This window comes from Pigmentiphaga sp. MLSB6-MA01, from assembly GCF_058793475.1.
In genome coordinates this window covers 111,455-135,384 of record NZ_JBXAFV010000005.1, presented here as the reverse complement: position 1 = coordinate 135,384, position 23,930 = coordinate 111,455, and the positions used below count along the sequence as shown (strand labels likewise).

Annotated in this window: 28 protein-coding genes; 25 read left to right on the top strand and 3 right to left on the bottom strand. The window is 65.7% G+C overall.

What is annotated here, in order from left to right; all coding sequences use genetic code 11:
* Positions 1-267: 267 nt before the first annotated feature.
* The 3 genes from AC1Q6E_RS10385 to AC1Q6E_RS10375 all read left to right on the top strand — a co-directional run bounded on the left by AC1Q6E_RS10385 (position 268) and on the right by AC1Q6E_RS10375 (position 2,149).
* Positions 268-1,146, top strand: a complete 879-nt coding sequence (locus AC1Q6E_RS10385; protein ID WP_152793306.1) for a DUF817 domain-containing protein — start codon at positions 268-270, stop codon at positions 1,144-1,146.
* A gap of 57 nt (positions 1,147-1,203) precedes the next feature.
* Positions 1,204-1,677, top strand: coding sequence for a GNAT family N-acetyltransferase (locus AC1Q6E_RS10380; protein ID WP_296559783.1), 474 nt, complete (start codon positions 1,204-1,206; stop codon positions 1,675-1,677).
* Between the two features lie 76 nt (positions 1,678-1,753).
* Positions 1,754-2,149 (top strand): DUF1090 domain-containing protein, encoded by a 396-nt coding sequence (locus AC1Q6E_RS10375; RefSeq protein ID WP_296559785.1) that lies wholly within the window; start codon positions 1,754-1,756, stop codon positions 2,147-2,149.
* A gap of 40 nt (positions 2,150-2,189) precedes the next feature.
* Here the strand turns inward: AC1Q6E_RS10375 and AC1Q6E_RS10370 are convergent, their stop codons facing one another.
* The gene (locus AC1Q6E_RS10370; protein WP_492572679.1) at positions 2,190-3,932 is read right to left on the bottom strand and encodes an ABC transporter ATP-binding protein; all 1,743 of its coding nucleotides are present in this window, start codon (positions 3,930-3,932) and stop codon (positions 2,190-2,192) included.
* Between the two features lie 299 nt (positions 3,933-4,231).
* Between AC1Q6E_RS10370 and AC1Q6E_RS10365 the strand changes: the two genes are divergently transcribed.
* The 13 genes from AC1Q6E_RS10365 to AC1Q6E_RS10305 all read left to right on the top strand — a co-directional run bounded on the left by AC1Q6E_RS10365 (position 4,232) and on the right by AC1Q6E_RS10305 (position 13,965).
* On the top strand, positions 4,232-4,489 hold the full coding sequence (locus tag AC1Q6E_RS10365; protein WP_152793303.1) for a phenol hydroxylase subunit: 258 nt from the start codon (positions 4,232-4,234) through the stop codon (positions 4,487-4,489).
* Positions 4,490-4,524: 35 nt separating this feature from the next.
* Positions 4,525-5,523, top strand: coding sequence for an aromatic/alkene monooxygenase hydroxylase subunit beta (locus AC1Q6E_RS10360; protein ID WP_492572678.1), 999 nt, complete (start codon positions 4,525-4,527; stop codon positions 5,521-5,523).
* A 29-nt stretch (positions 5,524-5,552) separates the two neighbouring features.
* Positions 5,553-5,825 carry an MmoB/DmpM family protein gene (locus AC1Q6E_RS10355; RefSeq protein WP_130355991.1) on the top strand — a complete coding sequence of 91 codons (273 nt, stop codon included), beginning with the start codon at positions 5,553-5,555 and terminating at the stop codon, positions 5,823-5,825.
* 44 nt (positions 5,826-5,869) lie between these two features.
* Positions 5,870-7,402, top strand: a complete 1,533-nt coding sequence (locus AC1Q6E_RS10350) for an aromatic/alkene/methane monooxygenase hydroxylase/oxygenase subunit alpha (protein ID WP_492572677.1) — start codon at positions 5,870-5,872, stop codon at positions 7,400-7,402.
* 20 nt (positions 7,403-7,422) lie between these two features.
* Positions 7,423-7,785: a phenol hydroxylase subunit P4 gene (locus AC1Q6E_RS10345; RefSeq protein WP_152793299.1), complete on the top strand. Its 363-nt coding sequence runs from the start codon at positions 7,423-7,425 to the stop codon at positions 7,783-7,785.
* 18 nt (positions 7,786-7,803) lie between these two features.
* Positions 7,804-8,871, top strand: a complete 1,068-nt coding sequence (locus AC1Q6E_RS10340) for an NADH:ubiquinone reductase (Na(+)-transporting) subunit F (RefSeq protein WP_492572676.1) — start codon at positions 7,804-7,806, stop codon at positions 8,869-8,871.
* A gap of 4 nt (positions 8,872-8,875) precedes the next feature.
* Positions 8,876-9,241 carry a 2Fe-2S iron-sulfur cluster-binding protein gene (locus AC1Q6E_RS10335; protein ID WP_152793297.1) on the top strand — a complete coding sequence of 122 codons (366 nt, stop codon included), beginning with the start codon at positions 8,876-8,878 and terminating at the stop codon, positions 9,239-9,241.
* 8 nt (positions 9,242-9,249) lie between these two features.
* Entirely contained in the window at positions 9,250-10,332 is a 1,083-nt protein-coding gene (locus AC1Q6E_RS10330) for a porin (RefSeq protein WP_152793296.1), read from the top strand.
* Positions 10,333-10,366: 34 nt separating this feature from the next.
* Complete coding sequence (locus tag AC1Q6E_RS10325; protein ID WP_152793295.1) at positions 10,367-11,311, top strand: catechol 2,3-dioxygenase; 945 nt, start codon at positions 10,367-10,369, stop codon at positions 11,309-11,311.
* 13 nt (positions 11,312-11,324) lie between these two features.
* Positions 11,325-11,762, top strand: a complete 438-nt coding sequence (locus AC1Q6E_RS10320) for a GlcG/HbpS family heme-binding protein (protein WP_152793294.1) — start codon at positions 11,325-11,327, stop codon at positions 11,760-11,762.
* 183 nt (positions 11,763-11,945) lie between these two features.
* Positions 11,946-12,266: a YciI family protein gene (locus AC1Q6E_RS10315; RefSeq protein ID WP_492572675.1), complete on the top strand. Its 321-nt coding sequence runs from the start codon at positions 11,946-11,948 to the stop codon at positions 12,264-12,266.
* A complete protein-coding gene (locus AC1Q6E_RS10310) occupies positions 12,263-13,228 on the top strand; it encodes a tripartite tricarboxylate transporter substrate binding protein (RefSeq protein WP_152793293.1) in 966 nt (321 codons plus the stop codon). Before AC1Q6E_RS10315 ends, AC1Q6E_RS10310 begins: the two co-directional genes overlap by 4 nt.
* Positions 13,229-13,299: 71 nt before the next feature.
* Positions 13,300-13,965, top strand: a complete 666-nt coding sequence (locus AC1Q6E_RS10305; protein WP_492572674.1) for a hypothetical protein — start codon at positions 13,300-13,302, stop codon at positions 13,963-13,965.
* An 85-nt stretch (positions 13,966-14,050) separates the two neighbouring features.
* On the opposite strand, the gene AC1Q6E_RS10300 is transcribed toward AC1Q6E_RS10305, so the two are convergent.
* Positions 14,051-14,317, bottom strand: a complete 267-nt coding sequence (locus tag AC1Q6E_RS10300; protein ID WP_492572673.1) for an accessory factor UbiK family protein — start codon at positions 14,315-14,317, stop codon at positions 14,051-14,053.
* A 286-nt stretch (positions 14,318-14,603) separates the two neighbouring features.
* Here AC1Q6E_RS10300 and AC1Q6E_RS10295 point away from each other — a divergent pair, with 286 nt between their 5' ends.
* The 9 genes from AC1Q6E_RS10295 to AC1Q6E_RS10255 all read left to right on the top strand — a co-directional run bounded on the left by AC1Q6E_RS10295 (position 14,604) and on the right by AC1Q6E_RS10255 (position 22,990).
* On the top strand, positions 14,604-15,326 hold the full coding sequence (locus tag AC1Q6E_RS10295) for a TorF family putative porin (RefSeq protein ID WP_152793291.1): 723 nt from the start codon (positions 14,604-14,606) through the stop codon (positions 15,324-15,326).
* A gap of 63 nt (positions 15,327-15,389) precedes the next feature.
* A complete protein-coding gene (gene glnK, locus AC1Q6E_RS10290; protein WP_152793290.1) occupies positions 15,390-15,728 on the top strand; it encodes a P-II family nitrogen regulator in 339 nt (112 codons plus the stop codon).
* Between the two features lie 22 nt (positions 15,729-15,750).
* On the top strand, positions 15,751-17,079 hold the full coding sequence (locus AC1Q6E_RS10285; protein ID WP_296559917.1) for an ammonium transporter: 1,329 nt from the start codon (positions 15,751-15,753) through the stop codon (positions 17,077-17,079).
* Between the two features lie 353 nt (positions 17,080-17,432).
* A complete protein-coding gene (locus AC1Q6E_RS10280) occupies positions 17,433-18,215 on the top strand; it encodes a GntR family transcriptional regulator (protein ID WP_152793289.1) in 783 nt (260 codons plus the stop codon).
* Positions 18,216-18,349: 134 nt separating this feature from the next.
* Entirely contained in the window at positions 18,350-19,525 is a 1,176-nt protein-coding gene (locus AC1Q6E_RS10275; protein ID WP_152793288.1) for an ABC transporter substrate-binding protein, read from the top strand.
* A gap of 121 nt (positions 19,526-19,646) precedes the next feature.
* Positions 19,647-20,510, top strand: coding sequence for a branched-chain amino acid ABC transporter permease (locus AC1Q6E_RS10270; RefSeq protein ID WP_152793287.1), 864 nt, complete (start codon positions 19,647-19,649; stop codon positions 20,508-20,510).
* The gene (locus AC1Q6E_RS10265; protein ID WP_152793286.1) at positions 20,507-21,529 is read left to right on the top strand and encodes a branched-chain amino acid ABC transporter permease; all 1,023 of its coding nucleotides are present in this window, start codon (positions 20,507-20,509) and stop codon (positions 21,527-21,529) included. Before AC1Q6E_RS10270 ends, AC1Q6E_RS10265 begins: the two co-directional genes overlap by 4 nt.
* Positions 21,526-22,290, top strand: a complete 765-nt coding sequence (locus AC1Q6E_RS10260; RefSeq protein ID WP_152793285.1) for an ABC transporter ATP-binding protein — start codon at positions 21,526-21,528, stop codon at positions 22,288-22,290. The genes AC1Q6E_RS10265 and AC1Q6E_RS10260 overlap by 4 nt, the downstream gene beginning before the upstream one ends.
* Positions 22,283-22,990: an ABC transporter ATP-binding protein gene (locus AC1Q6E_RS10255; protein ID WP_492572672.1), complete on the top strand. Its 708-nt coding sequence runs from the start codon at positions 22,283-22,285 to the stop codon at positions 22,988-22,990. The genes AC1Q6E_RS10260 and AC1Q6E_RS10255 overlap by 8 nt, the downstream gene beginning before the upstream one ends.
* On the opposite strand, the gene AC1Q6E_RS10250 is transcribed toward AC1Q6E_RS10255, so the two are convergent.
* Positions 22,987-23,847 carry a helix-turn-helix domain-containing protein gene (locus AC1Q6E_RS10250; RefSeq protein ID WP_296559807.1) on the bottom strand — a complete coding sequence of 287 codons (861 nt, stop codon included), beginning with the start codon at positions 23,845-23,847 and terminating at the stop codon, positions 22,987-22,989. The two genes, AC1Q6E_RS10255 and AC1Q6E_RS10250, sit on opposite strands and share 4 nt — an antisense overlap.
* Between the last annotated feature and the right edge of the window lie 83 nt (positions 23,848-23,930).

The following is a 23,930-nucleotide window of genomic DNA, read 5'->3' as shown; positions in this document are numbered from 1 at the left end:
GAGACGCGATTCCGGCTAGTATTGCTTTCGGGGACTCTATGCCCCGATGAACAATGAGATAGACAAGCCAGTGGGAAGCGTCTTTCGAGAATTCCCCGGCGGGTGCTCAAGAGTTTCAAGACGGGATTGGTTCCACCGGACGATATCCAGGCGGCAATTGCCGAAAATCAATGGACTGCGCCTTCGGCCCAGGCGGTTGCGCTGGCCGACGAGAAGCGATTCGGATTCCTCTACAGCCGAAAGAAGAAGTAGCGATGTGCGATAGAAATGGCCATTGAAGCTCCGTCGCGTTTTTCTTCACTGCGCTTGCATGCACTCGACGCCCATTTGCTGCTCGTTCGTGATAGGCCCGGCCTGTCGGGCATTTCCCGCTTTTTGCTGGAATTCCTGTACTTCGGCCTGAAGGAAGCCCGCGCCTGCCTGTTCGTCGGACTCTTCTTCGCCGCGGTCTTCCTGGTGCCCCGCTCGGGCCTGTGGGGCATCCCCCGCTACGACGCCCTGTTGGTCATCGCGCTGGCGATCCAGGCCTGGATGGTCTGGTCCAAGCTCGAAACCCTGGACGAACTCAAGGCGATCACCGTCTTCCACCTGATCGGTTTTGCGCTGGAGGTATTCAAGACGTCCAGCGGAATCCAGTCCTGGTCCTATCCGGATTTCGCCTATACCAAGGTCCTGGGCGTACCCCTTTTTGCCGGCTTCATGTATGCCGCAGTGGGGAGCTACATCATCCAGGCCTGGCGTCTGTTCGAGCTGCGCGTGGTGCACCATCCCCCGTACTGGATGGCCTGGCTCGTCGCGCTGCTGATCTACGCCAATTTCTTCACACACCATTTCATCGGGGATTACCGGTGGTACATCGCGGCGTGCGCGCTGGGCCTGTACGCCCGGACGACCGTGGTCTTCCGTCCCTTGGACCGGGACCGACGGATGCCGCTGCTGCTGGCCTTCGTGCTGATCGGCTTCTTCATCTGGCTGGCCGAGAACATCAGCACGTTCTTCGGTGTCTGGGCCTATCCCAACCAGCTTGGCGCCTGGTCCACGGTGCACCTGGGAAAATGGAGTTCCTGGTCGCTGCTGGTCATCATGACCTTCACGATCGTGGCGAACCTCAAGCACATCAAGGCGCGCGTCCACGTGCCCGATTGAGTCGCACGAGTCCAAATATGGCAGACTCGCCGTCCAAGCCGCAATGTCGAGGATCCGGTGGAAATTCGCAGATTCAAGCTCGGTGATGAAGCAGCGTTATTCCGCGTATTCTTCACCTCCATCCACGAGGTCGCCTCCAAGGATTATTCGCCCGAGCAAATCGAGGCATGGGCGCCTTCGGACTTCGACATGGTTGCCTGGGCAGATCAGGTGCGGAAAAACCAGCCCTTCGTCGCCGAGATCGATGGCGAAGTCGTGGGCTATGCGGACGTTCAGCCTGATGGCTACATCGACCAATTCTATGTGTCCGGCTTGCATCCGCGTCAAGGCATAGGGACGGGGCTGATGGCCCGTATTCATGACGAGGCAGAATCCCTGGGGCTGGTGGCATTGACATCCAATGTGAGCAAGACTGCCGAGCTTTTTTTCGCTCGCCAGGGCTTTCAAGTCGTCGAGCGACGTTCTCCGGTCCGCCGAGGGGTGATGCTCGAGAACGCGCTGATGCGCAAAGTGCTGCCTGTTGCAGGCTGAGTCTCTAGAATGGTCCGCTATTGCCGGGCGGCGACGCCGCGATCGAAGTCAATGCAGTCATCCATAGGGCCGATCCATGAAACGACTTGCCATCCTGTTGCTTCTGTCTTGCAGTGTTACGTTGGCTACTGCGGCAACGACCGATGCGGTGAATGACGCCAACCCCTGCCTGCAGAAACGCGCGGAGATACTCAAAGAAATCGAGCAGGCCAGGCAGCATGGCAACGACAGGCGGGTTGCCGGGCTGAACCGGGCGCTGCGCGAGCAAGAGGCGCACTGCACACCCGAGTCGATACGCCAGGCACGCGCACAGGATGTCGCGGAAGCGCGGCAGAAGGTGGCCGAGCGGGAGCGCGAATTGCAGGAAGCCCAGAGCGAAGGCAAGGACGCCGACAAGCTTGCCAAGCGCGAAGCCAAATTGAAAGAAGCGCGGGATGACATGGCGCGAGCGCAGCGGGCACTGAGCAATTGACTTGGAAGCGCCTCAGCGGCTTGGCGGGCAATACGCCGGGTCAGTGAGCCCTCCTTGCCAGCACTTGGTCGCGCGGGCCGGCATCGACCACCTTGCCGGCCTCCATCACGACGATGGTGTCGAACCGTTCGAGCAGGCTGGGTCGGTGCACCGAGGCCACGATGCAGGCCGATGGGAACGCCGCGACCATGCGGTCGAACACCCGGCTCTCCGCCTGTGGATCGAGTGCGCTGGTTGGCTCGTCGAGCAGCAGCAACGAACTACCCTGCGCTGCCAAGGCGCCCCGGGACAAAGCCAGCCGCTGCCGCTGGCCGCCGGATAGGTTGCCGCCGCGCTCGTTCAGCGGACTGGCCAAGCCCTCGGGCAGGCGTTGCAATACCTCGTCGAACACACCCGCATGCACGGCGGACTCCAGTGCCGCCGAGTCGGCCGGCTCGCCGAAGGTAAGGTTCTCTTCCACGGTGGCCTCGAACACCTCGGCTTCCTGCGGGATCAGCGTGGCCAGCGTGCGTAGTTCGGACCAATCCACTACCACGCCATCACGCAGCAATTCGCCCTGCCGAGGTGGATAGAGGCCCGCCAGCAGGCGCAGCAACGTACTCTTGCCACCCCCGCTCGGGCCGATCAGCGCCACCCGGGATCCTCGCCGCAGCAGCAGATCGATCCCATGCAATCCGCCGCGCGCGTCGTCGGCGTAGCGCCACGTGGCATCCCGCAGTTCAAGTGTCTGCCACGGCGCATCAGGCATCACGGCCGGAACCGCTGCGTCGGGATCGCTGGGCGCTTCCCAGATCGGCGCCGCGCTGCCGTAGTCCGTATGCATGCGCGCGAAGCTCTGGAAATTCGACGCCATCGCGCCCACCACCGTCGCGGCCTGCTGGGCGTACTGGTAGATCATGAAGACCGTGCCCAGCATCACCGCCTGCCCGGGCTGCCGCGATTGCAGCACATAGACCACCACCAGTATCCAGGTGAGCCCCATGCCGAGTATGTCCACGGTGAACCACTTGCCTTCCGTGACCATGACCGCCCGACGCAGCGGCGCCATCACCGCCTCCATGCGGCGCCCGAGCACCTTGCGCGAGGCCGATTGCAACCGCAGGCCGATCACCGTGCCGGCGTTGCCGACGAAATCCAGCAGCGCGGCGGCATAACGGCGCTCCGCGTCGTTCTCGGCGCGGGCAAGCTGCATCAGCGCGCGGTCGAAGCGCATGATGATCAGGGCGATGACCACGTAGCCCGTGATGGCGATGGTGCCGCTGGTGCGCGACAGCAAGGCCAGGGCGACCAGCGGGCCGACGAAGTTGAAGGCGCTTTGCAGGTAGCCGAACTGGTTTTGCGCGAAGTCGGACAGGGCGCGGCTGGATTGGAGGACGCGGTGCTGCAGTTCGCCGGAGTGCCGGCCGTCGCGCCAGGCGAGCGGGGCGGCGGCGATGCGGGCGTAGAGCTGGTCGGCCAGGCGTTCGCGGACCCGGACGCCCACGTTGCGTTCCAGGATGCGGCCGGGGCCGTGGAGAAGCCAGGACAGGAGGTAGACGCCGACCAGGTAGGCGATCCAGCGGCCTGCCGTTGGCATGCTGCCTTGCTGTAGGGCGTTGATGGCTTGGGCGGCCAGCCAGGGCATGGTCAGGCGGAGTAGCTGGGCGGCTGAGAGCAGGCCGGCGGCGCCGAGCAGATGGGGGCGGACGCCGGCTGCGTGGCGCCAGAGGGCGCGGTAGAGATCGCGGGCCGCGGTGCCTAGGCCGATGGCGGGTGAGCGAGAGGGCGGCTCGGATGTCGCCATGCAGTGTCATTCCCTATATACCGTGCAGTACACGGATCCGTGTACTGCTTTTGAAAGCGTCCTATTGTGCCCTGGTAGCGGAGGCCAACTTCACCATTTCATAAAGCTGCACCGCACCATTTCCCCTTTTCCGCATCCAGGAAACCCCGCACCCCTGGCCCCGCGTAAAAAAATCCCCCGCCAAATCAAGCACTTACTCCCGCTGGCACGCCCGTTGCACATCTCATGACACCACCGCAGCCCCCGCTGCGCCAAGTCATGAAATCAACGAGGGCATCACGCCCCATGGAGACACGCCCATGGATGCAACCGCCGCCGGCACGCCACCGCTCGCCTCCCGCTACGTCCGCGTCCTGGGGCTGCTGGAAAGCCGCTACGTCGAGTTCGAGTTCTCGATAGGCGATCCCGAGCTGGCCGTGGAGCTGGTGCTGGAGTTTCCCCAATTCCAGGAGTTCTGCCGCCGCAACCGCGTGCGGATGGTGGGCGCGGAGGAAGCGGCCCGCCTGGACCTGGAGCGCATGAAGTGGCGCTACGGCTCGCCCGGCGTGGCCGAGTAGCGCCTTCCCTTTTTCCCTTTCGACGAGACCCAGCCATGCAAGTCGATATCAAGACTTCCGACATCCGTCCGATTCGCCAGACGTTTTCCCACATCGCGCGCCGTTTCGGCGCGGACAAGCCGGCGTCGCGCTATCAGGAGGCGACCTATGACCTGCAGCCGGAGGTGAATTTCCACTACCGGCCGTTGTGGGAGCCGGAGTACGAGCTGTACGACACGCGCCGCACGGCGGTGGTGATGCGCGATTGGTATGCGTTCAAGGATCCGCGCCACTACTACTACGGCACGTACACGCAGGCCCGCGCGCGGCAGCAGGAGGCGCAGGAGAGCGCGCTGGAGTTCGTGGACAAGCGCGGCCTGCTGCGCGGGGCGCCGGGCGAGGTGCGGCAGCGCATCGAGGAACTGGTGCTGCCGCTGCGCCACTACGAGTGGGGCGCGAACATGAACAACTGTTATGTGACGGCCTATGGCTATGGCGCGGCGATCACGCAGGCGGCGCAGTACCAGAGCATGGACCGGCTGGGGCTGGCGCAGTACCTGAGCCGCATCGGGCTGCTGCTGGACGGCAATCAGGGGGCGTCGCTGGCGCGGGCGAAGCAGCATTGGCTGGGCTCGCCGGAGTGGCAGGGGCTGCGGCGCGAGATGGAGAACCTGTTCGTGACGAAGGACTGGTTCGAGGTGTTCGTGGCGCAGGACCTGGTGCTGGACGGGCTGGTCTATCCGCTGGTGTTCCAGGGGCTGGAGCGGGAGTTGTCGGCGGCGACGGGCAATGGTTTCGGGATGAGCGTGGAGTTCATGCGCGACTGGCATGGCGAGAACCTGCGCTGGGTGGACGCGTGCCTGAAGACGGCGGCCGAGGAATCGCCGGAGAACGCGGCATTGTTGTCGGCGTGGGTGCAGGACTGGGTGGCGCGGAGCAGGGAGGCGCTGGCGCCGTGGGCGGCCATCGCGTTCGGCGCGCAAGGTGCCGCGCAACTGGACGAGGCGGTGTCGGCGCTGCGCCAGCGCGCCGCGAAGTGCCAGCTCGCTGTCTGACCCGGACCCCTATCAAGCAAGGAACCGCCATGTCTCAAAACGTATTCATCGCCTTCCAGGCCAATGACGATACCCGCAGCATCATCGACGCGATCCTGCAAGACAACCCGCGCGCGCAGCGCCAGGATTTCCCCGCCATGGTGAAGATCGACGCGCCGGATTCGCTGGTGGTCCGGCGCGCCTCGGTGGAGGAGCGCCTGGGCCGCGACTGGGATCTGCAGGAGCTGCACGTGAACCTGATTTCGCTGTCGGGAAACATCGACGAGACGGACGACGAGTTCACGCTGGCCTGGCATCGCTAAGGCCGGCAAACGACATTCCCCATCAAGCAAATACGGAGACGCACATGACCACATCGACGCCCGCGCGCAAGCTGGGCCTGAAGGAGCGCTACGCGCTCCTGACCCGCGACCTGGGCTGGGAAACCAGCTATCAGCCCATGGACAAGGTGTTCCCCTACGACAAGTTCGAGGGCATCAAGGTGCACGACTGGGACAAGTGGGAGGACCCTTTCCGCCTGACGATGGACGCGTACTGGAAGTTCCAGGGCGAGAAGGAACGCAAGCTGTACGCGATCATCGATGCCTTCGCGCAGAACAACGGCCAGTTCAACGTGACCGACGCGCGCTACATCAACGCGATCAAGCTGTTCCTGCAAGGGGTGAGCCCGCTGGAGTACGCGGCGCACCGGGGCTATGCGATGGCCGGACGCAATTTCCGCGGGGTGGGGGCGCGCATCGCGAGCCAGATGCAGTCGATCGACGAGTTGCGGCATGCGCAGACGCAGATCCACACGATCAGCCACTACAACAAGTATTTCAACGGCCTGCATGACTTCAAGCACATGCATGACCGGGTCTGGTACCTGTCGGTGCCGAAGTCGTATTTCGACGACGCGATGTCGGCGGGGCCGTTCGAGTTCGTGACGGCGATCTCGTTCTCGTTCGAGTACGTGCTGACGAATCTGCTGTTCATGCCGTTCATGAGCGGCGCGGCGTTCAACGGCGACATGGCCACGGTCACGTTCGGCTTCTCGGCGCAGAGCGACGAGTCGCGCCACATGACGCTGGGGCTGGAGATCGTGAAGTTCCTGCTGGAGCAGGATCCGGACAATCTGCCCATCGTGCAGAAGTGGATAGACAAGTGGTTCTGGCGCGGCTATCGGCTGTTGACGCTGGTGGCGATGATGATGGACTACATGCTGCCCAAGCGGGTGATGTCGTGGTCCGAGGCCTGGGAGATCTATTTCGAGAAGAACGGCGGCGCGCTGTTCCAGGACCTGGCCCGCTACGGCATCCGCATGCCGAAGTATCACGAGCAGGCGCGCAAGGAAAAGGATCACATCTCGCACCAGGCCTGGGGCATTTTCTACAACTACACGCACGCGGCGGCGATCCATACGTGGATTCCGCGGCCGGACGAGATGGCCTGGCTGTCGGAGAAGTATCCGGCCAGTTTCGACCGCCTGTACCGCCCGCGCCTGGAGCACTGGGACCGGCAGGCGCGGGACGGCAAGCGCTTCTACAACAACGCGCTGCCCATGCTGTGCCAGATCTGCCAGATCCCCATGGCCTTCACCGAGCCGGATGATCCGACGCGCATCTGCATGCGCGAGACGACCTATCACGGCATGAAGTACCACTTCTGCTCGGACGGCTGCAAGGATGTGTTCGAGGGCGAGCCCGAGAAGTACGTGCAGGCCTGGCTGCCGGTGCACCAGATCTTCCAGGGCAATTGCGGCGGCGCCACGGTGCCCGAGGTGCTGGACTGGTACCACCTGAAGGTGGGCGAGGACAACGGCGACTTCGACACTTCGGCCGACCGGCGCAACTGGGACCGCTGGACCGGTGGCGGCACGCCGGAAAAGCAGGTCGCGTAAGCAAACTCTAGGAGACGAACATGCCTGTCATCGCGCTCGAGCCCGGCTACGCCGGCCCCGTCCAGGATACCGAGGACAAATTCGGCGGCAACCGGCTGCTGTACATCAACTGGGACGGCCACATGATGTTCTGCTCGCCGGTATGCCTGCCGGTGCCGCCGGACATGCCCTTCGCCGCCCTGGTCGGCGAGGTGCTGCCCGGCATCTACGGCGTCCATCCCGATTTCGCCCGCATCGACTGGTCGGCGGCGCAGTGGGAGCACGGCGGCCAGCCGTGGCGGCCGGACCCCGCCAAGAGCCTGGCCGACAACGGCCTCGCGCACAAGTCGGCCATCCGCCTGTGCACGCCGGGCCTGGACGGCATAGGCGGCAGCCATTCGTAGGATACGTAGGAGCAGCACATGAGTTACCAACTCACCATCGAGCCGCTGGGCCAGACCATAGACATCGAGCCCGGCCAGACCGTGCTGGATGCCTGCCTGCGCAGCGGCATCTGGCTGCCGCATGCCTGCGGCCATGGGCTGTGCGGCACCTGCAAGGTGCACGTGCAGGAAGGGGAGGTGGACCACGGCGCGTCCAGCAGCTTCGCGCTGATGGATTTCGAGCGGGACGAGGGGCATTGCCTGGCCTGCTGCGCCATGCCCGAGGCCGACCTGATGATCGAGGCCGACGTCGACGAAGAACCCGACGCGCAGTACCTGCCGCTGGAGGACTACGTGGGCGAGGTGGTGGCGCTGCGCGACCTGACGCCCACCATCAAGGGCGTGTGGCTGCGCACCGACCGGCCGGTGCGTTTCCAGGCCGGGCAGTACGCCAACCTGGCGGTGCCGGGCGTGCAGGGCCGGCGCGCGTTCTCGCTGGCGAACGCGCCGGGCGAGAACGTGGTGGAGCTGCACGTGCGCAAGGTCGAGGGCGGCGCGGCCACGGGCTACATCCACGAGCACCTGCGCGAAGGCGAATGCCTGCCGCTGTCGGCGCCGTTCGGGCGCTTCTACGTGCGCAAGTCGGCGCGGGTGCCGATGATCTTCCTGGCGGGCGGCTCGGGGCTGTCCAGTCCCAAGTCCATGATCGCCGAACTGCTGGCAGAGGGTTGCCAGCAGTCCATCACGCTGGTTCATGGCGCGCGCCATGCGGGCGAGCTGTATTGCTCGGACTGGTTCGAGGAACTGGCCAAAAAGCACGCCAACTTCCGCTACGTGCCGGCGTTGTCCGACACGCACGACGGCGAAGGGCGGTGCGAGACCGGCTTCGTGCACGAGGTATTGGCGCGGCTGTACGCGGGCCAGGACGGTCGCGCGGATTTCCGCGGCCACAAGGCCTATCTGTGCGGACCGCCGCCCATGATCGAGGCCTGCATCGCCACGCTGATGCAGGGCCGGCTGTTCGAGCGCGACATCCACGTCGAGAAATTCCTGACCGCGGCACAGGCGCAGGAAGGCCGCCGCAGTCCGCTGTTCAAGGCGATCTGAGCCCATGGCCGCCGACACCCACGAGGTCCTCATCCTGGATACCGGCGAGCGCTACCGCTGCGCGTCGTCGCAGACCCTCTTGGCCGGCATGGAGGCCCTGGGCCGCAAGGGGATCCCGGTGGGCTGCCGCGGCGGCGGCTGTGGCGTCTGCAAGAGCCGCATCGTGCGGGGCGCCTACCTGGCTTTGAAGATGAGCCGCGGCTGCGTCAGCGCCGAGGAAGAGGCGGCGGGCGTGGTGCTGGCCTGCCGCGTCATGCCGCGCGGCGATATCGAGATCCAGGCGCTGGACCGGATGCGCCGCTGCGTGACCCGGCATCTTTCCCGGGACGTCCTGGAGGAGGGGCGTCCCATTTCAACCTCCGACGAGTGACCATAACGATGAAAACCGCGAGACTCCTGCTTCCCCTGGCCCTGACCTGCGCCACCCCGGCGATGGCGCAGACCACGACCACGCTGTACGGCATCATCGATGCCGGCGTGAACTATCTGTCCAACCAGGGCGGCCATGGTTCCTGGTCCATGGACACGGGCCTGTTGTCGCCCAACCTGTTCGGCCTGCGCGGCAGCGAGGCGCTGGGCAACGACATGAAGGCGGTGTTCACGCTGGAAGGCCAGTTCGCCGCCGACAACGGCGCCAGCGTCGGGCCGCTGTTCGGCCGGCAGGCCTACGTGGGCCTGAGTTCGCAGTCCTGGGGCACGCTGACCCTGGGCAAGCAGTACGACTTCAGCTTCGACATGCTGGGGCCGGGCCGCTACGGGCCGTCCTTCCCGATGATCGGCCTGTACAACCTGCGCCTGGGGCCCTTCGGCGGCCTGGGCGTGCCCGGCATGCCGGGCGGGGCGATGGACTTCGACGGCGTGGCCGGCGCCAAGCGGGTCGACAACTCGGTGAAGTTCACCAGCGCCAACTACGGCGGCCTGACCTTCGGCGCGCTGTACGGCTTCGGCGAACAGCCGGGCAGCATGGGGCAGGGCCGCAGCTACAGCGCCGGCCTGTCCTACGCGCGGGGCCCCTTCGCGCTGACGGCCGCCATCACCGATGCCCGCAACGCGGCCATCAACAACGGCAACGACGGCATCCGCACCTGGGGCCTGGGCGGCCGCTACCAGCTCGGCGGCGCCGTGCTGAACGCGCTCTACACCAACACGCGCAATACCTTCACCGGCGGCTCGGCGCAGGTGGCGCAGGTCGGCACGACCCTGCCGGTGGCGGCCAGCACCACGCTGCTGCTGGACTACCAATACCAGTGGGCCAACGCCACCCTGAACAAGGTGCACGCCCACCAGGCCAGCGCCACGCTGGGCTACGCGCTGTCCAGGCGCACCGACGCCTACGCGGCCCTGGTCTACCAGCGCGCGGGCGGGACGCCCGGCGCCACTGCCTGGATAGCCGGCATGAACGGGCCGTCCGACGGCAAGACCCAGACCATGGTGCGCGTGGGCATGCGCCACATGTTCTGATCCAGACAATCCTGCACACACCAAGGAGATACACATGGCAATTACCGGAGTGCTGAGACCCGGGCACGTCTGCATACGCGTGCTCGAACTCGAGCCGGCGGTGCGGCATTACGTGGACACCATCGGCCTGACCGAGGTCATGCGCGACCAGGCCGCCGATGGCAGCCCGCGCGTGTTCCTGAAGGGCTGGGACGAATCGGACCACCACAGCGTGGTGCTGCGCGAGGCCGACGAATCCGGCATGGACTACATGGGTTGGAAGGTCGATTCGGAAGCGACGCTGGAGAAGCTGTCGGCCGACGTGAAGGCCAGCGGCCTGGCCACCGACCTGAGCTGGATCGAGGCCGGCGAACATCCCAAGACCGGCAAGCGTTTCCGCTTCACCATCCCCACCGGCCACGTGATGGAGCTGTACGCCTACCGCGAGGCCACGGGCTGCGCCACCGGCTACCAGAACCCGGATCCGTGGCCCGACGACCTGAAGGGCATGGCCCCGCGTTCCTTCGACCATTGCCTGCTGTATGGCGACGACCTGGACGGCACCTACAAGCTGTTCACCGAAGTGCTGGGCTTCGGCCTGTCGGAGCAGGTGGTGGCCGACGGCGGCAAGCTGATGATCGGCGCCTTCCTGAGCTGCGCCAACAAGGCGCACGACGTGGCTTTCATCCGCCAGCCGGTCAAGAACAAGCTGCACCACGTGTCCTTCCTGCTGGACAACTGGGGCGAGGTCTTGAAGGCGGCGGACATCATCTCCAAGCGGCGGGTGTCGCTGGACATCGGCCCGACGCGGCACGGCATCACGCGCGGCGAGACGGTGTACTTCTTCGATCCCAGCGGCAACCGCAACGAGGTGTTCTCGGGCGGCTACACCTGGTACCCGGACAAGCCCGTCATCACCTGGACCGATGACCAGCTGGGCGCGGGCATCTTCTATCACGACCGCAAGCTGAACGAGAAATTCCTGAGCGTATTCACCTGACCAGGACACCGACATGAATGGCTGGACCCGCCCGACCCGGGCGCTGACCCTGGAGGCCGTGCGCGCGGCGCTGGACGCGGCGGTGGACGCCGCGGGGCGGCAAGGGCTATGCATCAACGTGGCGGTGGTGGACGCCAGCGGCGTGCTGCTGGGTTTCCTGCGCATGCCGGGCGCGTTCCTGCATTCGGCCGACATCGCGGTCGACAAGGCGTACACGGCGGCCGGCTTCCGGCTGCCCACCGGCGCCTGGGACGACGTCCTGAAGGGACATTCCCCGGCGGTGCGCCAGGGCCTGCCGGCCCGCCCCCGGTTCGCGGGCTTCGGCGGCGGCCTGCCGCTGTCCGCGGAAGGCGAACTGGTGGGCGGCATAGGCGTGTCGGGCGGGAGCGAGGAACAGGACGAGGCCTGTGCGCGGGCGGCATGCGCCGTCCTGGGCATGGCGCCGGACTGAGCCGCCGGCCGGCGAACGGGGTCGGGTTTGCCTGATCGCCTTTGGTCCATATACCGGACCAGAGGAGATCAATTTTTTTAAGAGTCCGAATAACATTCGTCCACGGTTCAAAACGGATGTTCCACTTTTCGGACTTTTCTTGCTCATGCCCCGTATCTCCCGCCTTTCCGCGGCCCGATTCCCATGACCGGCCGCGCGCTCTACCTCATGTACGCCGAGGACGTCGACCGCAGCGAGGCGCTGCGCGCGCCCCTGCGCGACGCGCACATTCGTCGCCGCGCGGAACTGGCCGCCCAGGGCCGCGTGGTCGTGTCGGGTCCCTTGTGGGACTCGGACGCCGGCCAGGGCGACTACTGCGGCAGCCTGCTGGTGGCCGCCTTCGATTCGATGGAAGAGGCACAGGCCTGGGCCGACGCGGACCCGTACGCGCAGGCCGGCATCTATCGCCGCATGGTCGTGCGCCGCGTCAACACCCATTTCCTGGCCCAGGAGTCTTCGTCATGATCACGCGCCGCGCCTTCGGCCTCGCCTCGCTGGCCACGCTCGGCCTGCCCGCGCTGGCGGCCTTTCCCGACAAACCGATCCGCATTCTCGTGGGCTTCGCCGCGGGCGGCCCGGCGGACACGTGCGCGCGCCTGGTCGCGCGGTTGCTGAGCGACAGCCTGGGCCAGCAGGTCGTGGTGGAGAATCGTCCCGGCGCCGGCGGCGCGCTGGCGACCCGGGCGGTCAAGAGCGCGCCGGCCGACGGCTACACGCTGCTGCTGTGCGCCTTCGCCGACGTGCTCAATCCCATCATCAATCCGGCCGAGGCCAACTACAACCTGGTGAACGACTTCGCGCCCATCACGCGCATCACGGGCGTGGGCAACGTGCTGGTCGTGCATCCCTCGCTGCCGGTGAAGACGGTGCCCGAGCTGGTGGCGTACGCGCGCTCGCGGCCGGGTCAACTGAACTACGGTTCGGCGGGCATCGGTTCGGCCAGCCACCTGGCGGGGGAGCTGTTCGGCGGACTGGCGGGAATCAAGGTGACACACGTGCCCTACAAGGGCACGGCGCAGGCGCAGGTGGACATGCAGACCGGCACGCTGGCCTTCATGTTCGACAGCCTGATCAGCGCGCTGCCCAACATCCAGGCCGGCAAGCTGCGCGCGCTGGCGGTCACCACGGCGGTGCGCTCGCCGGGCGCGCCCGAAGTGCCGACGATGGTGGAGGCGGGGGTGCCGGAGTACGACCTGACCTCGTGGTTCGGCCTGGCGGCGCCCAAGGGCACGCCGGCGCCGGTGGTCGAGCGGCTGGCCGGCGCGGTGCGCCAGGCGATCAAGCGGGATGAGGCCGTCGAGGCCCTGCTGCGGCTGGGCGGGCAGCCCGATGACATGGACGGGGCGGCTTTCGAACGCTACCTGCGCAGCGAAGATACGCGCTGGAAGAAGCTGTTCGCGGCGGGTACGGTGCGCATCGACAAGTAGGGGGGATGTCCGGCCGATCGTGGCGCTTCATATAATTACCGCTCCAGAATAACCACATGGGGCGGGGCAGAATGAACAACGGATATCGGATAGCAACGCTTGTTCTTGCGGTATCTCTGACGGGGGGCTGCGCGACCACCTTGCCCACCCCCGAATTGAAAGTTGCGCCGGCCGATATCACTTATCTATCGGTCAGCATGGCTGATCAACCCATCGGCCTGTATATGACGGAGATCGTGGCGGGCGGGGCGCTGGGATCGGCTATCAACGGCAACAATCGGTCCCAGTCGCGAGAACTTTGGGAGAAGGTCAAGACAGATGACCGGGCGCAGTCGCTGCCGAAACGCCTACGTGAGCAAATCATCGCTCGTGCGAAGGGGAAGGGGGTGACGTTGGCGGATGCCGAGGTGCTCAAGGGGCGCTCATTGACAGCCAATGAACAGAAGATATCGGTGGTCAATGCGATGATGCAGTATCGGGCCACGACCTGGGTTAGCACCTATGCGCCCGTCGGGGCGGCCGTGATCGAGTCGTCCCGGGATCCGGCCGTCCCTCAGGGGCAGCAGAGGACTGCGCGCATGGTAACGGTGCGCGTGGATGACGGACGCTACTCATTTCTGACGGCCGGTGGAGTCCTTGAAGACCCCAGTAAGACCGTTGATGGAGCGGTGTTGGCGGCGGATGCGTTGGCGGAGCGCATCGCCGATGATCTGGCCAAGGCGCAAAGCAAACAATAGTAGAAAGCAGCACTGAATCCGCCGGGCTGGAGTTCCTGGCGGACCGTCCTCTTGTCGCAAGTCGAATCCAGACCCGTCTTCGACCTCAAGCTTGCGACGTTTTCCCCTCCAGCGCGATCACCCGCGCCTCCAACCCCTGCACCTGCGCTTCCAGCGCATCCACCTTGGCCCGCGTGCGCGCCAGCAATTCGGTCTGGATGTCGAATTCCTCGCGGGTGATCAGATCCAGCCGGGTGAAGGTCTGGCCCAGGAAGCCCTTGACGTTGCGCTCGATGTCGGCCGCCGGGCTGCGGGCGATCAGGTCGGAGATGTTTTTCTGCAGGTCTTCGAACCAGTCGGTGCGATTGATCATGATGTCTGTCCTTTAAGTCGGCTGCCGGCCTCCAGTGTAGTCCCGCCCCGGGACGAACGCCTGCGCCACGACATGGTGCGGCCGCCGCTGGCGCGCCCGCCGCATGCACCAATTTGGTTCGTCATCCGGGCAAGGGTGGTGCGTTCCATAGGGAAAGCAAGCTGGCACGGGAAATGCTCAGTAACCGTCAATCGGGGTCCGCCTGACCGCGCAGGCCCCGTGACCACGCCAGTTGCGCCACCCACGCACTGGACCGCCTGGCTGACAACCCGCCCTGGAACGACCCATGAAAAAACCTCTGCTTGCGACCGCCCTGGCCCTGTGCGCCACCTCGACCGCCTTTGCCGCCGATCCGGAGCCCGACTACACCTTTACGGGCAACGCCGGCCTGTTCAGCGACTACCGGTTCCGCGGCTTCAGCCAGACCAACCTCAAGCCGGCGATGCAGGGCGGCTTCGATTTCGCCCACAAGTCCGGCTTCTACCTGGGCAACTGGAACTCCAACGTCGCCAGCGAACTGTTCAGCGGCGGTAACCTGGAGATGGATTTCTACGGCGGCTACAAGTTCAAGTACGAGGACTTCGCCTTCGACGTGGGCGGTCTCTATTACTACTACCCCGGTTCCAAGCTGAACGGCAGCACGATCGACAACTTCGAGCTGTACGGCGCGGTGGGCTGGGGCCCGTTCACGCTGAAGTATTCGCACGGCATGACTGATTTCTTCGGCACGCCGAACAGCAAGAACAACTACTACCTGGACCTGGGCGCTGCTTTCGACCTGGGGAACGGCTGGGGCGCCAATGCCCACGTCGGCTACCAGAAGCTGAAGAACGACGCGACCGGCCTGGGCCACTATGTCGACTACAAGGCGGGCGTGACCAAGGACCTGGACGGCTGGATCCTGGGCCTGTCGCTGGTGACCACCAGCAAGAAGGACTGGGTCATCACCAACAAGGGCAAGAACGCCGGCCGCTTCGGCGCGGTGCTCGGCCTGAGCAAGGCGTTCTGATCCCGGGCGGCCGCGAGGCCGCGCCGGTCAGCCATTTCGATTCATCACCATGTGGGGTTCGTCATGAAACTCATCACCGCAATCATCAAGCCCTTCAAGCTTGACGAGGTACGCGAAGCCCTCTCCGGCATCGGGGTCCAGGGCATTACCGTTACCGAGATCAAGGGTTTCGGCCGCCAGAAGGGGCATACCGAGCTTTACCGGGGCGCCGAGTATGTCGTCGATTTCCTGCCCAAGGTCAAGATCGAGATCGCCCTCGCGGACGATCTGGTGGACCGCGCCATCGAGGCCATCGAGAATTCGGCCCGCACCGGCAAGATCGGCGACGGCAAGATCTTCGTGTTTCCGCTCGAACAAGTCATTCGTATTCGTACCGGGGAAACCGGCAAGGACGCCCTCTGAGGACGATTCAAAAATGAAAACAATGCATGCTTCATCGATGAAAGCCCTTGGGGCGGGACTGGCGCTGGCGTTGGCACTGTTCGCCGCCCCCGCGCTGGCGGAGGATGCCGCCCCCACGCTGGTCGGGGCCGATCTGGCCTGGCTCAGCACGTCCACCATCCTGGTACTGATGATGGTGGTGCCGGGCCTGGCGCTGTTCTATGGCGGCCTGGTGCGCAGCAAGAACATGTTGTCGGTCCTGATGCAGGTCCTGGTGACGTTCTCGCTGATCGTCGTGCTGTGGTTCATCTACGGCTATTCGCTGGCCTTCACCGAGGGCAATGCCTTCTTCGGCGGGCTTGACCGGCTGTTCCTGAAGGGACTGTTCGATGCCGAGACCGGGACCTTCCCGCTGTCCGGTACCGTGCCCGAGCTCAGCTTCGCGGCCTTCCAGGCCACGTTCGCCGGCATCACCTGCGCGCTGATCGTGGGTGCCTTCGCCGAACGCGCGCGCTTCTCGGCCATCCTGCTGTTCATGGTGCTGTGGTTCACCTTCGCCTACATCCCCATCGCGCACATGGTGTGGTTCGGCGGCGAGGTCAAGGGCTTCCTGTTCGAGCGCGGCGCGCTGGACTTCGCGGGTGGCACGGTGGTGCACATCAACGCCGGCGTGGCGGGCCTGGTCGGCGCCTATGTCATCGGCAAGCGCATCGGTTTCGGCAAGGAGTCGCTGTCGCCGCACAACCTGCCCATGACCATGATCGGCGCCTCGCTGCTGTGGGTGGGCTGGTTCGGCTTCAACGCGGGTTCGGCGCTGGCTGCCAACAACGTCGCCTCGCTGGCCTTCATGAACACGCTGATCGCCACGGCCGCCGCGGTGCTGGCCTGGGTCTTCACGGAATGGGCCGTGCGTGGCCATCCCTCGATGCTGGGCGGCGCGTCCGGCGCGGTGGCGGGCCTGGTGGGCGTGACTCCGGCGGCCGGCGTGGTCGGTCCCGTGGGCGCGCTGGTGATCGGCCTGGCCGCGGGCGTGATCTGCGTCTGGGGCGTGACCAGCCTGAAGCGCATGCTGAAGGTGGACGACTCGCTGGACGTGTTCGGTGTCCACGGCGTGGGCGGTATCGTCGGCGCGTTGCTGACCGGGATCTTCAACGCGAAGGTGCTGGGCGGCCCGGGCGTGGACGGCATGACCATCCTCAGCCAGCTGTGGGTGCAGGTCGAGGCCGTGGTCATCACCATCGTCTGGACCACGATCGTCGCGTTGATCGCCTACAAGATCGCCGATGCGCTGCTGGGACTGCGCGTGACGGAAGAGGAAGAGCGCGAAGGCCTGGACATCACGACGCACGGGGAAAGCGCGTATCACTCGTGAATAAGTTCCCCCCTACGCGCTGATGCGCGCCCCCCAGGGGGCGATGCGGGGGGACCGGCAAAGCCGGATCCACCGCATCCTGGCAACACCGGGGTGGGTTCTTGCAGGAGCGGCGTTCAGAATTGGGCGCCGCTTTTTTTCGGGGGTTGTATACGGCGCTTGGCGTTTTCCCTAGGCAGGGTACAAAGTTCTTGTTATTGGCCGAGATATTTGTATACAGTCTGTATCCAGTAAAGCGGTAAAGAGCGGTAACGGAGACATGACTACCCCCTGCCGAATTCCTCCGGGCGCCATGGGCGCCTCGCCTGTCCGGGCGTCCTGTCCGCGGCCTCCTGTCCCGATGCGGGGGCCGCATGACTGAGCAGACCGCCGCGCGCAACCGGGCCGACGGCAAGACCAAGTCGGGCGGTGCGCAGACGACCGCGGCCGAACTGGGGCTGCGGGAACTGATCCTGTCGGGCGAGCTGACGCCGGGAGCGCGCCTGTCCGAGCCCAGCGTGGCCGAGCGGCTGGGCATTTCGCGCACGCCCATCCGCGCCGCGATGGCCAGGCTGGAAGACGAAGGCCTGCTGGAGGTGATTCCTTCGGGCGGCTACGCGGTCAAGGCCTTCACGGAATCCGAGATACGCGACTCCATCGAGGTGCGCGGCACGCTGGAAGGACTGGCCGCGCGCATGGCCGCCGAGCGCGGTGTGTCGGCCGCCGACCTGGACGCGATGCGCGATTGCCTGACCGAGATCGACCGCATCCTGACGGGCCGCGACAAGGGCGTCGCCGACCTGTCTGGCTACATCGAGCTGAATCGCCGCTTCCACCAGATGCTGCACTACCTGCCGGGTAGCTCGGTGCTCGAACGCCAGATCGCGCGCGCGACGAATCTTCCGTTCGCCTCGCCCAATGGCTTCCTGCAGGCCCAGGCCGACGACGAGGACGCCTGGCTGAGCCTGATCGTGGCGCAGGACCAGCATTGGATGGTGCTGGCCGCCATCGAGAACCGCGAAGGCGCGCGCGCCGAGGCCATCATGCGGGAGCACGCGCGCATCGCCTTTCGCAACATGCAGTCGGTGCTGCGCAACCAGGACATGTTCTCGCAGATTCCGGGAGCCCGGCTGATACGCAGACGCATACCGCGATAACGTTTTACGCCTGCGGATTACCCGCAGGGGTCACTTTTGCCGTTTACAAGCTGATACGCTATGCCGCGCTTTTCAGCGGCCGCTGGCCCTGATTTCCCACGTTGTCCCATCCGGTGAGTTAGCAAGGAGACACCATGAACAACAAACGCAATCTGCTCAAGATCGCCGCCGCGTTGATGCTGGCCGGCACGGCCGCCGTGCCCGCCTATGCGCAGGACGTGGTCAAGGTCGGCCTCATCCTGCCGATGACGGGGCCGTTCGCGTCCACCGGCCGCCAGATCGAAGCCGCCGTCCGCCTGTACATGGCCGAACACGGCACCACCGTGGCCGGCAAGAAGATCGAACTGATCATCAAGGACGACGCCAACGTCGCCGACACCACCAAGCGCCTGGCGCAGGAACTGGTGGTCAATGACCGCGTCGCCGTGCTGGCTGGCTTCGGCCTGACGCCGCTGGCGCTGTCGACCACGCCCATCGCCACCCAGGCCAAGGTGCCCATGGTCGTGATGGCCGCCGCGACCGCGATGATCACCGAACAGTCGCCCTATGTCGTGCGTTCCGGCTTCACGCTGCCGCAGGTCACCCTGGGCATCGCCCAATGGGCGCCGAAGAACGGCATCAAGAAGGTCGTGACCCTGGTCGCCGACTACGGTCCCGGCATCGATGCCCAGAACTCGTTCAAGAAGGTCTTCACCGCCAACGGCGGCGAAGTGACGCAGGAACTGCGCGTGCCGGTGAACAACCCCGATTTCGCGCCCTTCCTGCAACGCGTGAGCGATGCCAAGCCGGACGCCGTGTTCGTGTTCGTGCCCTCGGGCATGGGTTCGGTGGTCATGAAGCAGTTCGCCGAGCGCGGCCTGGACAAGGCCGGCATCAAGATGATCGGCACCGGCGACGTGGTCGACGACGATCTGCTGAACGACATGGGCAACGTGGCGCTGGGCGTGGTGACGTCCATGCACTACTCGGCCGCGCTGGACAACCCGGCCAACAAGTCCTACGTGGCGGGCATCGCCAAGGCCAACAAGGGCATGCGTCCGAACTTCCACAGCGTCGGCGGCTATGACGGCATGCACCTGATCTACAAGGCCATCGAAGCCACCAAGGGCGACACCAACGGCGACAAGCTGCTGGCCGCCATGAAGGGCCAGAAGTGGGACAGCCCGCGTGGTCCGGTCATGCTGGATCCGCAGACGCGCGAGATGGTGCAGAACGTCTACATCACCAAGGTGGAACGCGTGAACGGCGCCCTGTACAACGTTCCCTTCGACAAGATCGAAGCCGTCAAAGACCCCGCAAAAATCAAGTAGCCACTTCTGTAACCCAGAACCGCGTACGGCGCCCGACCCAGGGCACAGCGGATCCGGCTTCGCCGGTCCGCCAGTGCCGCCCCCTGGGGGGCGCGCGTAAGCGCGTAGGGGGGAGCTTCTCTTGCTGACGATACTGTTTGATGGCATTGCCTACGGCATGCTGTTGTTCGTGCTGGCCTGCGGGCTGGCCGTGACGTTGGGGTTGATGAATTTCATCAACCTGGCGCACGGGGCGTTCGCGATGGTGGGCGGTTATGTGACCGTGCTGGCCATGCAGCGCCTGAACGTGCCTTTCCTCTTGTGCCTGCCGCTGGCCTTCATCGTGTCGGCGGTGATGGGGGCGATCCTGGAGCGCACGCTGTACAAGCGGGTGTACGGGCAATCGCACCTGAACCAGGTGTTGTTCTCGATCGGGCTGACCTTCATGGCCATGGCCATGGTCGATTACTTCATGGGATCGCAGCAACAACTGCTGCATCTGCCGGAGTGGCTGAGCGGCCGGTCGGTGATCGGCGGCGTGGGCATCGGGCACTACCGGTTGTTCGTGATCGCGATCTGCGTGGTGCTGGTGATCGCGCTGCAATTGATCCTGAGCAAGACCCGCTTCGGCAGCCGCCTGCGCGCCGCGGTGGACGATCCACGCGCGGCCAGCGGGCTGGGCATCAACATCAACCTGGTGTTCCTGTCGACCTTCGCCTTCGGTTCCGGCCTGGCCGGCCTGGGGGGCGCATTGGGCGCCGACCTGCTCGGCATGGATCCGACCTTCCCGGTCAAGTACATGATCTATTTCCTGATCGTGGTGGCCGTGGGCGGCACCTCTTCCCTCACGGGGCCGCTGGTGGCTTCGCTGCTGCTGGGCGTGGCCGACGTGGCCGGCAAGTACTACATCCCCACCGTCGGGGCATTCATCATCTATTGCGTCATGATCATCATGCTGATGTGGCGTCCGCAAGGCCTGTTCTCCCGGGCGGGGGGTAAGTCATGAAAGCCACGATCGCGACCCGGGCTCCCGCGTCCGCCGCGGCGGCCCCCGATTCGCTGCGCGCGATCGGCGCGCGCTGGTCCCGCATCCGGTGGTTCGAAATCGTCTTCTGGGCGGTCGCCATCGGCGCCGCCTTCGTGCTGCCCAGGGGATTCCTGCTGCTCAATGAGCTGGCCATCCTGGCCTTGTTCGCGGTCTCGCTCGACCTGATCCTCGGCTACGCCGGCATCGTGTCGCTGGGCCATGCGGCCTTCTTCGGGCTGGGCGCCTATTGCGCGGCGCTGCTGGCCAAGTATTTCGGCATCGATCCCATCCTGGGGCTGGTCATCTCGGCGGCCCTGAGCGCGCTGCTCGGGCTGGTGACCAGCGTGCTGGTGATGCGCGGCTCCGACCTGACCCGCCTGATGGTGACGCTGGGCGTGGCGTTGATCCTGTACGAGATCGCCAACAAGATGAACTGGCTGACGGGAGGCGCGGATGGCCTGACCGGCGTGACCATGGTGCCCTTGTTCGGCACCTTCGAGTTCGACCTGTTCGGCCGCACGGCCTACACCTATTCGATCATCGTGGTGGCGGTGCTGTTTTTCATCGCCCGGGCCATCGTGCATTCGCCGTTCGGCATGTCGCTGCAGGTGGTGCGCCAGAATCCGCTGCGCGCCGCGGCCATGGGCGTGGCGGTCAACCGCCGCCGCGCCGCCGTCTATACCCTGGCGGCCGCCTATGCCGGCGTGGCCGGCGCGCTGCTGGCGCAGACCACGGGCTTCGCGTCGCTGGACGTGCTGGCTTTCCACCGCTCGGCCGATGTGATGCTGATGCTGGTGATCGGCGGCGCTGGCTACCTGTACGGCGGGGTCATCGGCGCCGTCATCTTCAAGTTCATGCAGGACTGGCTGTCGGGCATCACGCCTCAATACTGGCAATTCTGGATCGGCCTGCTCCTGGTCGTCATCGTGGTCGTCGGCCACGAGAAGCTGGTGCGTCCCTGGACCTGGTTCCGCCGTGGCCATGGAGGCAAGCAATGACCACCGTACTGCAGACCTTCGGCCTGACCAAGCGCTTCGGCGGGCTGGTCGCCACCAACGACGTGTCGATCACGGTCGAGCGCGGCGCCCGCCAGGCGCTGATCGGTCCCAACGGCGCGGGCAAGACCACGTTGATCAACCTGTTGACCGGCGTGTTGTCCGCCACTTCCGGCCGGATCGAGCTCGAAGGCGAGGACGTCACGCGCCTGCCGGTGCACGCGCGGGCGCGCCGCGGCCTGGTGCGCACTTTCCAGATCAACCAGCTGTTCGCCGAAATGACGCCGGCGGAATCGCTGGCGGTGGCCATCTCCGAGCGGGAAGGCAAGGGTTGGCGTTGCCTGCGTCCGCTGGGCAAGCGCGGCGAGATCATGGACGAATGCGCCGCCCTGATGGAGCAGTGCAACCTGCTCGACGTGAAGGACCGCAAGACGGCGGTGCTGCCTTACGGCAAGCAGCGTCTGCTCGAGATCGCGCTGGCGCTGGCCGCCAGGCCCCGCGTGCTGCTGCTGGACGAGCCCGTGGCCGGGGTGCCCGACGGCGAGCGACGCGAAATCCTCAATACGGTCGGCGCCTTGCCCGAGGACGTGACCATCCTGCTCATCGAACACGATATGGATCTGGTATTCAGCTTCGCCAACCGCATCTCGGTATTGGTCAACGGCGGGCTGTTCGTCGAAGGCACCAATGCCGAGATCGCCCGTGATCCGCGCGTGAAGGCGGTGTACCTGGGCGAGGAAGTGGTGGAGGGCTACCATGACTGAGCTGCTCAAGCTCGAAGGCATCGTGGCCGGCTACGGCGAGGCCAAGGTCCTGATGGGTATCGACCTTTCGCTGGGCGAGGGCCGCGCGCTGGCCTTGCTGGGCCGCAACGGCACCGGCAAGACCACGCTGATCAACACCGTCGTCGGCCATACGCGGCGCTTCGCCGGCCGCCTTCACCTGGCGGGCAAGGACATCACCGGGCTGCGTCCCGACCAGCGCGCGCTGGCCGGCATCGGCTGGGTGCCGCAGGAACGCAACATCTTCAAGTCGTTGACGGTCGAGGAAAACCTGACGGCGGTGGCCGTGCCCGGGCCGTGGAACCTGACGCGCATCTACGAGATGTTCCCGCGCCTGCGGGAGCGCAAGGCTAACATGGGCAACCAGCTCTCGGGCGGCGAGCAGCAGATGCTGGCCATCGGCCGCGCGCTGATGCTGAACCCCCGGGTGTTGCTGCTGGACGAGCCGCTGGAAGGGCTCGCGCCGATCATCGTCCAGGAACTGATGAGCGCCTTGCAGCGGATCATCCGCGACGAAGGCATGTCGGTGATCCTGGTCGAGCAGAACGCCCGCAAGGCGCTCAGCATCACCGACGACGCCATCGTGCTGGAGCGGGGCAGCGTGGCGCATGCCAGCACCGCGCAGGCCCTGCTGGCCGACGGCGCGACGCTGGACGGGTTGCTGGGCGTGGCCAAGCACTAAGGGTGCGGGGCGTCGGCGTGCTCGCACTGCCTGGGCAGGGCGGGCACGGCGGCGCGGCGATAGTCGCGGGGCGTGAAGCCCTGCTGGTCGACGAAAAATTTCGAAAAGTGGCTTTGCGCGCCGAAACCGCAGCGCTGTGACAGCTCGGCGATGGGGCCCGGGTCGTCGGCCAGGTATTCCACCGCGGCGTGCAGCCGCAGCATGTTGACGTAGTGCTTGGGCGACAGGCCGGTGCAGGCGGTGAACAGTTCGAAGAAGCGCGAACGGGACAGGCCCACCCGCGAAGCGATGGTCTGGGTGGGCAGCGGCTCTTCCAGATGCTCCTGCATCAGCGCGATGGCCCGCCGGATGCGGTAGTCGTTGCTGCGGGCGGGCCGCTCGCGGTTCGGATACGTGGGGCCGTGCTGGTGGCACAGGTGCTCGGCAAGTTCGCCGAACAGGGCCTGGACTTCGGGGCTGTTGATCTCGGCCGCCTCGAGCATGTGCCGGGCCAGCCGCTGGGCAAGCTCGACCGCGCACGCTCCCAGTTGCACGCTGCTGTGCCGGAAAAACCTCACGTATGCGGGCAGGCCCGGGAATTGTTCCTCGATCCACAACGGCGAGAAATACAGCATGAGGATCGTGCTTTTTCCCTGGCCGACGGAACGGTTGGCGTGCAGCTCGTGGCTGTTGACGAGGACGGCGTGGCGGGGCGCCAGTATCGCCGATGCCTCGCCCACCTGGTATTCATGGCAGGGGCCGTCCAGTTCGATCATGGCGTGGTGGACGGGATGGGCATGCGCGCCGGCGGGCCGCACCTTGTCGAGCAGGCAGGCCCGGCCGATGTGGCCATGGGTAACGGCTAGGACTCTGGACACGTGGCCCTTCCTTCGCCCCGCGGGACGGCGATGTTGCGTGTGTGCCGACAGTATATCCAGGAGCCCGGCGGCCGCCATCGGCC

Excerpts from the sequence above, each read along its gene's own strand:
- AC1Q6E_RS10350 (WP_492572677.1), top strand. The coding sequence starts at position 5,870 with ATGACCACATCGACGCCCGCGCGCAAGCTGGGCCTGAAGGAGCGCTAC.
- AC1Q6E_RS10285 (WP_296559917.1), top strand. The coding sequence starts at position 15,751 with ATGCATGCTTCATCGATGAAAGCCCTTGGGGCGGGACTGGCGCTGGCG.
- AC1Q6E_RS10335 (WP_152793297.1), top strand. The coding sequence starts at position 8,876 with ATGGCCGCCGACACCCACGAGGTCCTCATCCTGGATACCGGCGAGCGC.
- AC1Q6E_RS10375 (WP_296559785.1), top strand. The coding sequence starts at position 1,754 with ATGAAACGACTTGCCATCCTGTTGCTTCTGTCTTGCAGTGTTACGTTG.
- AC1Q6E_RS10255 (WP_492572672.1), top strand. The coding sequence starts at position 22,283 with ATGACTGAGCTGCTCAAGCTCGAAGGCATCGTGGCCGGCTACGGCGAG.
- AC1Q6E_RS10360 (WP_492572678.1), top strand. The coding sequence starts at position 4,525 with ATGCAAGTCGATATCAAGACTTCCGACATCCGTCCGATTCGCCAGACG.
- AC1Q6E_RS10260 (WP_152793285.1), top strand. The coding sequence starts at position 21,526 with ATGACCACCGTACTGCAGACCTTCGGCCTGACCAAGCGCTTCGGCGGG.
- glnK (WP_152793290.1), top strand. The coding sequence starts at position 15,390 with ATGAAACTCATCACCGCAATCATCAAGCCCTTCAAGCTTGACGAGGTA.
- AC1Q6E_RS10355 (WP_130355991.1), top strand. The coding sequence starts at position 5,553 with ATGTCTCAAAACGTATTCATCGCCTTCCAGGCCAATGACGATACCCGC.
- AC1Q6E_RS10345 (WP_152793299.1), top strand. The coding sequence starts at position 7,423 with ATGCCTGTCATCGCGCTCGAGCCCGGCTACGCCGGCCCCGTCCAGGAT.
- AC1Q6E_RS10325 (WP_152793295.1), top strand. The coding sequence starts at position 10,367 with ATGGCAATTACCGGAGTGCTGAGACCCGGGCACGTCTGCATACGCGTG.
- AC1Q6E_RS10265 (WP_152793286.1), top strand. The coding sequence starts at position 20,507 with ATGAAAGCCACGATCGCGACCCGGGCTCCCGCGTCCGCCGCGGCGGCC.
- AC1Q6E_RS10305 (WP_492572674.1), top strand. The coding sequence starts at position 13,300 with ATGAACAACGGATATCGGATAGCAACGCTTGTTCTTGCGGTATCTCTG.
- AC1Q6E_RS10280 (WP_152793289.1), top strand. The coding sequence starts at position 17,433 with ATGACTGAGCAGACCGCCGCGCGCAACCGGGCCGACGGCAAGACCAAG.
- AC1Q6E_RS10330 (WP_152793296.1), top strand. The coding sequence starts at position 9,250 with ATGAAAACCGCGAGACTCCTGCTTCCCCTGGCCCTGACCTGCGCCACC.
- AC1Q6E_RS10300 (WP_492572673.1), bottom strand. The coding sequence starts at position 14,317 with ATGATCAATCGCACCGACTGGTTCGAAGACCTGCAGAAAAACATCTCC.
- AC1Q6E_RS10275 (WP_152793288.1), top strand. The coding sequence starts at position 18,350 with ATGAACAACAAACGCAATCTGCTCAAGATCGCCGCCGCGTTGATGCTG.
- AC1Q6E_RS10315 (WP_492572675.1), top strand. The coding sequence starts at position 11,946 with ATGACCGGCCGCGCGCTCTACCTCATGTACGCCGAGGACGTCGACCGC.
- AC1Q6E_RS10370 (WP_492572679.1), bottom strand. The coding sequence starts at position 3,932 with ATGGCGACATCCGAGCCGCCCTCTCGCTCACCCGCCATCGGCCTAGGC.
- AC1Q6E_RS10340 (WP_492572676.1), top strand. The coding sequence starts at position 7,804 with ATGAGTTACCAACTCACCATCGAGCCGCTGGGCCAGACCATAGACATC.
- AC1Q6E_RS10385 (WP_152793306.1), top strand. The coding sequence starts at position 268 with ATGGCCATTGAAGCTCCGTCGCGTTTTTCTTCACTGCGCTTGCATGCA.
- AC1Q6E_RS10310 (WP_152793293.1), top strand. The coding sequence starts at position 12,263 with ATGATCACGCGCCGCGCCTTCGGCCTCGCCTCGCTGGCCACGCTCGGC.
- AC1Q6E_RS10320 (WP_152793294.1), top strand. The coding sequence starts at position 11,325 with ATGAATGGCTGGACCCGCCCGACCCGGGCGCTGACCCTGGAGGCCGTG.
- AC1Q6E_RS10365 (WP_152793303.1), top strand. The coding sequence starts at position 4,232 with ATGGATGCAACCGCCGCCGGCACGCCACCGCTCGCCTCCCGCTACGTC.
- AC1Q6E_RS10295 (WP_152793291.1), top strand. The coding sequence starts at position 14,604 with ATGAAAAAACCTCTGCTTGCGACCGCCCTGGCCCTGTGCGCCACCTCG.